Consider the following 6,915-nt stretch of genomic DNA (forward strand, 5'->3'; position numbering starts at 1 on the left):
TGGAGAGTGTCCTTGGCGTCAGCCTCCCCCTTAGCCTTCTGCGCGGCGTCCTGACCCTTCTTATCCCCGGTCAGTTCGTCCTTCGCGTCGACCTTCCCGTCACCGTTCATGTCGCCGTCCAAGTAGCCCCGCGGGTCCTTGAGCTGCTGCCAGGATCCGTTCCTGTCCACATAGCCCACGACGTTGTCGTAGTCCTTGAGGGAGGAGTCAGGCCTCAACTGGTGCCAGGACCCGTCTTTGCCACGCCCGTAGAACTGCACCGGGTTCCCCTCGGGATCCTTCGTCACCTTCCACGACTCACCCGTCTGAGGATCCGACGCCAGGGACATGCTCCTCAACCCACCGAACATGGCGACCGGAGCGTCGGTCTTCCCATCCTCTTTCAGGACGTCCGCGATCTGGCGGACAGCCTCGTCCACCTGAGGCTGATTGCCTCCCTTCTTCAGGATGGAATCTTCCTTGATTATATTCAAGGCGACCATATCAAGGGTCGTGTTCGACTTCCCTGCTTGGTCGTCGATGAAAAGGTCTGCCTCGAGTCCGGTAAGGCCATGACTCTGAAGAACTTTCTTAGCTTGATCTATGGATTTACTCGAGCTGTAATTATTCCAGGAATGCGTTAAATCGCGCGGGTACGTCTGAATGTCCGGAAGGCCGAACCCGCCATTAATTGCGGCGTTAATTAAACCATAGGGCCCCTTGACGACCCACCCCCAACCCTTGGTGGGCGATGGTCCGATGTCGTGAACACCGTAGTCTGTGACTTGAAAGGTCCTATTTCCGTTTGCATCAAAACTGGAATGCCGCAACTCCCCCTCGCTGCTTGAGCTCATAATGTCGAGGTGGACATTATCTAGAGGAAGTAAGCGTGCAGCGAGATGCCCCGGACTTGTAACTTCTTCAGGAGTGGTAATCCAGTGGACGAGCCTGTCCTCTCCGGGAGCGACTACGGTCACTCCAGTTTCCTTGAGGAATCCATTGATGTAATCGGTGAAGTGACCCATTGCCGTGTTCACGGCTCCGGCCGCTTTTCCGTATCTGCCACCTAGCTCTGTGGCGAAGAATTTCACGACATTTCCCGCCCAGGAGACCCATTCGGAGGATTTGCTGTCCTGTGCGTTGACAATTAGGAAATTGTCTGTAGTGTTTCTGACCCAGTTGCTCTGAGTGGCCAGATTGGAGTTCCTGGTATCATGATTATCCCCCTGTTGTGGCGGCTCCCATTTGTGCGCTTCTCCGCCACTCTTTCTTTCTTGCCCGGGGTGATTGGGATCGCCGGAGACGATACTGTCACTCTTGACAATCCAGTTGTCTTTTCCGTTGGAGTCGAAACTGGACATCCGGAGCTTTCCGTCGTTGCCCGTGCCGACGAAATCAAGGTGTACGTTTTTTCCTCCGACTAACCCAAGGCCCTGACTAGGATCTGATACCCCTTGGACGCCACCCACAGAGTTGACTCGGTAGGGTTTTCCATCCGATGGGATCACGGTAAATCCGTTATGCCTTAAAACTTCATCAAGTCCTGCCACGAGTTCCGTCACCTCAAGGGCCGTTCCCGCCTTTTCCCACTTTATAGAGGCGACGGTTTTCGCGAGACCGGAAAAGAATTTCGCCTTCAGGGAGTCTTGGCTAGGTGACGGCGTAACATATATGGTTTTACCTGAAGTGTTGCGGACAACCAATTCTTGGGCTGTCCCAATCCCATCGCCCCCATGCTTATGCACGTCATGGCTGTCGGCCGCACTGGCCATGGCCGGACCTGCACTGGCCGCGCCGATGCCCAGCACAACACCCAGTGAAAGAGTCACCGCGGCGTACCGGTTCGCCACCGCGATCGAGTTCTTGCGGACCTTCTTGTGACGAACAGACATTTCATCCTCCATGGACGTTGAATGAGCGGGTGTTGAGCGGCTCCCACGGTTCCCGGTGTCACCGAAACCCTTCCGGGGTGGTGGTGTCGTGTGGTGCCATCTCGTGGTCCCGGCGGTGGGACCGGGTAGTCCCCGTCCGGGCTATGCGGGAAATCGCTGTATGCCAGGTCTGACCCGCGAGCGGGCGGGCGCGTTACGCACCCTGTTGTGTGGCGCAGACCACATACCGGTGTTATCAAGTTGAGCGGTGGGGCGCGATGATCTTGGTGCAGATCGTCATGGGAGGGGTCTGCTGGTGAACAGTGCTGCACCGTCGTACAAGGGCTTCCGATTCCCGCCAGAGGTGGTCGCGCACGCGGCCTAGCTGTATCACCGTTTCCCTCTGTCCTTGCGTGATGTGGAAGAGCTGCTGTTCGAGCGCGGTATCCAGGTCTCATACGAGGCGATCCGGCTGTCGTGCGAGCGGTTCGGTCCGGCCTATGCCGCCAGGCTGCGCCGGCGGCAGCCCCGCCCGGGTGACCGGTGGCATCTGGACGAGGTCTTCATCAAAGTCAACGGTCAGATGCGGTACCTATGGCGCGCGGTGGACCAGGACGGATCACACCCGACTGCCGCCCGCTGACCACCCTCCCGGTACCGGACCGGCAGTCCCCGGCCGACTCGGGCACACCGGCCGCGCTCCGGCTCTCGGACCTGGAGCCGGGGGAGCGGGAGATACCCCGCATCCCGTTGCAGTACGAGCGGGCCGTCCTCGCCGGCGCGGCGGTCCGCGAGAAGCTACGCACCACCGTCACCGCCGTGCGGGGCCGGGCGTACGACGCCGTCGCGCAGCAGCAGGCGGCGATGCCCGAGCAACTCTCGCGCCCCCCTGGCCGCCAGCCCCAAGCACGACGACCAGGAGCCGGTGGCTGCGGCGGTGCCGGCCGTTCCGGCGGCGAGGGCCACGGCCGCAGCCGTCTACCCGGGCCGGTCCCCCGCCACCGCGTTGCGCAGTCCACCCTGACCCGCGCCGGTGAGCCTCGGCATAGCCCTGACCGTCCTCGGCTGCAACCGCCAACAACTGCCTGGTGCGCTCGCGTCCGAGCACCACCGCGGGCACAGGGACCTGGACGGCGGTCTCAGGGGCGGGATGCCGAGCCATTGGCCTGCGTGATGGACGTCCGAAGCGTCAAGGCCTCCACCAAAGAGGTTTTGCACGCGAGACACCGAGCCGGCCCGCGGCCGGGCTCGAGTACGGGCCGTCCGAGCGCGCTATGTTCGCTGTTTCCGCCCGTACCGGACTCCAACAGCGCACCGCGGCGAACACCGGATCCGCCGGCGCACCGGCGGGCGGCGGGCGGCGGGGTCGTGGACTGCCGCGCGCACCGCCGGCTCATCGAGGACTTGCAGCCGCTGCGGGCGAGCACGATGAGTCGGCCGGTGATCAGGCTCCGCGACATAGGCGTTTCATCCGCGTGGCCTGGGGCCTGGGTCCTGCTGGGTCCCGTAGCCCGGTGCCGGGTTTTGTCCTACCGTTCCTGAGCGCCCTGCCTCAGCGCTGCCGTGAGGACACATCCTGGCAACCGCATGCGTTTGGTGATGGGGTATTTCGCTGGTTCTGTATGCAAAGACCGGTGCGGTGTCTGTGCTGCGTTCACGGCATCCAAGAGTTGCAACTGTAGAGATTCCGGGCGCTGGCGGGTCCGGCGTCATGGCTCGTCGGCGGTGGGCTCTGATAGGAGAGGCTTCTTACCGGGTGTCCCTTCCCCGCGGGCGGCCGTGTCGGCCTCAGCATGAGAGGGCCGGCGCGGAAGGCGGTTCAGGTCGACTCCGAGACTGTTCACGCCGCCTGGGCGGCCCGGCCGCTTCGGCCGGGCCGTTCTTCCCTCCGCCCTTCGCTAAAACCGGCGGTGGGAAGTGGGCACTCGTATGGCTTCGGCTGGGATGTGCTCTCGCGGATGTGGTTCTTCCGGGACCGATTGTTCAGGCGGCGCAGCAGCGTCACCGAAAAGGCGGTGCCGGCTTTGACCGAGCAAGGACAGACAGCGTGATGTCGTTGTGGAGCACTTGACCGGCTGCCAGTCGCTTCCGGCTACCCGATGGTGGTCCTCGGGCTCTGGACGTCACCGTAGTAGTGGCCTTGGTACCAGACCCCCGTGGAGATCACGTACGTGCCGGCTGGCGCGGTCCAGTCCGACCATGACGGACCGTACGGGGCCCTCGGTCAAGTTGGTGGTCGTGGAGTCCCGCCCGGTTGCCGAGGTCGCCCGAGAGATTCAAGTGAACGATCACGGATCAGGGCCCACAGGGCGTTGACGCGCCGACGGGCGAGGGCGAGCACGGCCTGGACGTGACGTTTGCCCTCGGCGCGTTTTCTGTCGTAGAACGCGCGGGAGTTGGTCGCACCAGATGCTGACGAGTGCCGAGGTGTAGAAGACGCGCTGCGAACGCGTCCAAGCTGCCGCCGACCGCGAGGAACTCGGCGCCCAGGACCGTGCCGATGCCGGACAGTGACTGGATCACCTCGGCGAGCTCGTGGTCGCGAAACCGGCCCTCGATGAGCGCGTCTGTGTCGGCGATCTTCTCGTTGAGTGCGATCACCTCCCCCGCAAGGGTGTGCACCATCTTCGCGATCGCCTTCTCGCCCGCAACGGCGGTGTGCTGCCGCTCAGCGGCCTCGACGACCTTGGCGGCCAGGGCCTCGGGATTGCGGGCCTTGCGGTTGGCCAGCCAGGAAGTCATCCGACGCACCCCGGTGCGTCGGATGACCGCCGGGGGTCTGATATCCCGTCAGGAGCAGCCGTGCTCCGCTCGTGCCGAGGTCTGGAGCCCACTTGTCGTGGTGAAACCGATCAACGAGTGGCGCAATGTCATGAACGCGCTACCGCGCTCGGCTCAGCCCGGCGTGCAGAGGGCCCTGCACTGTTCACGACAGGCCCCTTTCGGCATGCCCACCCTGGGGATCATCTCACTCACCGGTCAACCCGACAGGCCGCGTTGTGTTCAGAGACTTCCGGTCCGGTCACCCCATGAGGATAGTCGCTCTTTTGGTTCATCGGTTCGTCACATGATGCGGCGTTGCGGATCTCTACAGGTGTTTGGTTCGCATAAAGCGACGTCTCGGTTCGGATTGAGTGAGAGGTTGGTTCATGGAGTGGCGGCAGCGCCGGCGTTGGGCCGGTGGTATGTCTTTGGGATTATCTGCGGCGTTATCGGTGTCGATGGGGGCGGCGGGGTTCTTTGCGGCGGTGGCGCCGGCGTCTGCCGATGCGGGGGATGGTATGGCGACGATTCGTGTGGTGCGGGAGGTGAATGCGAACGGGAGGTGGGATCAGGCGCTGGAGCCGGGCTGGGCCGGTGTGACGGTCACGCTCACCGACGACGCGGGTCGGTCGGTGACCGGTGTCACGCAGGCGGACGGCACGGTGAAGCTGTCGCCGGGTACGGCTTTGAGTGGTGGTAAGTACCGGGTGGAGGTGAAGAACCCGGATCCGAAGGTGTATTTTCCCGGGGCCGCTTCGCCGCGGACGGATCTGCTGGACCCGACGGTGCTGTCGTCGAACGTGGAGTTCGTCGACCTGTCCGCGGGGAAGAACGTGGAGGTCACGACATCGTTCTGGAGTCCTGAGGATTACTGCCAGAAGAACGCCACTCTGGCCACGGTTTGTCAGAACAGCGCCTTTCCTGCGGCTCCCGATACCAAGAGGACGCTGACGTCCTTCCCATTCAACGCACGGGGCGACCATGCCCAGCTTACTGACCTTGCGGATACCGCCACCACAGGGTCGTTGTGGGGGATCGGCTATAACAAGGTGACGAAGCAGATCTTCTCGGGTGCCTATGCCAAGCGCGACTCCAAGTATGGTCCGGGCGGCCCCGGTGCGATCTATGTGACGGACCCGGCGACCAAGCAGACGCATGTGTTCACCACCGTTCCCAACGCCGGTACCACTGCGCATAATTTCTCACAGAACGTCGATGAGGCGTTCGGTACTGTGGTGGGCAAGGAGTCGCTGGGCGATGTGGATGTGAGCTCGGACGGCAAGGATCTGTATGTCGTCAACCTGCACGACCGCAGGCTCTACCGCTATGACGCCACGCAGTCCACTGCGGCCGCGCCGAAGGCGTCCTATGCCATCACGGACCCGGGTTGTGCCGCGCCGGGCGACTGGCGCCCCTACGGCCTGGGCATCCAGGACGGCAAGGTGTATGTCGGCGGCGTGTGTTCGGCAGAGTCCACCCGAAACAAAGCCGACATGCGGGCGATCGTGAAGGTCTTCGACCCGGTCACGGGCCAGTTCACCGGCCCCGTTATGGACCAGCCACTGACCTACCTCCGCGGCGGATGGGCCGACACGCGCACTTGCCAGGGTGAGGGCTGGTATCCCTGGACCAACACCTTTCCCTCCACCCAGGACGGAAAGAACTGCACAACCACTCCGTACCCCAACCTCGGGATCGTGATCCAGAACCCGGAACCGCAGCTTTCTGACATCAACTTCGAGACCAACGGTGACATGGTCGTCGGCTTCAGCGACCGCTTCCCGGACCGCTACGGCTCAACTCTGCCCGCCACCCCAAACGCACCCGGGACCTACGCTCTCAACGGCGGTGACATCAACCGGGCCTGCCGGGGCGGAAACCACATGTTCGTGCTGGACGGCAATGGCGGCTGCGCCAACAACGCCAACGCCACCACGAACGGTGGGGTGCAGAGCCCGAATGTCAGGGAGTTCTACCCCGGTGACTGGGGAGCCACAGGCGGTCACGAGGAGGTCAGCGAGGGCGGCGTAGCCGTCGACAAGGTGGAAACGCAGATCCCCTTCACCGCGATGGACCCCATCGTCGACCCGATTACGGGACACGGCGTGATCTGGGTCGACCGCACAAATGGCACCCGGACCCCAGGAAACGCCGGCGGTAACTACCTCAATGACGCGTTCGGAAAAGCGCGTGGTATGGGTGATCTCGAGGTGTTGTGTGATCAGGCGCCGTTGCAGATCGGTAACCGGGTGTGGCAGGACACCAACGAGAACGGGATCCAGGATCCGGGTGAGCCGGGGAT

At 63.2% G+C, this 6,915-nt stretch carries 2 protein-coding genes and 3 pseudogenes; 2 read left to right on the forward strand and 3 right to left on the reverse strand.

All coding sequences use genetic code 11. The features are described from left to right. Positions 1–1,883: hypothetical protein (locus ACZ7HQ_RS44355; protein ID WP_471003041.1), on the reverse strand; the 1,883-nt coding region annotated here is incomplete at its 3' end. A 283-nt stretch (positions 1,884–2,166) separates the two neighbouring features. Between ACZ7HQ_RS44355 and ACZ7HQ_RS44360 the strand changes: the two are divergent. Beyond that, a pseudogene (locus tag ACZ7HQ_RS44360) lies at positions 2,167–2,472 on the forward strand (IS6 family transposase); the annotation flags it as partial. Between the two features lie 176 nt (positions 2,473–2,648). Here the strand turns inward: ACZ7HQ_RS44360 and ACZ7HQ_RS44365 are convergent. Continuing rightward, entirely contained in the window at positions 2,649–2,816 is a 168-nt protein-coding gene (locus ACZ7HQ_RS44365) for a hypothetical protein (RefSeq protein ID WP_471003044.1), read from the reverse strand. 1,258 nt (positions 2,817–4,074) lie between these two features. Further along, positions 4,075–4,276, reverse strand: a pseudogene (locus tag ACZ7HQ_RS44370) (hypothetical protein); the annotation flags it as partial. Between the two features lie 723 nt (positions 4,277–4,999). Here ACZ7HQ_RS44370 and ACZ7HQ_RS44375 point away from each other — a divergent pair. After that, positions 5,000–6,915: pseudogene (locus tag ACZ7HQ_RS44375) on the forward strand (SdrD B-like domain-containing protein); the annotation flags it as partial.

The organism is Streptomyces sp. NPDC037290 (assembly GCF_055603245.1).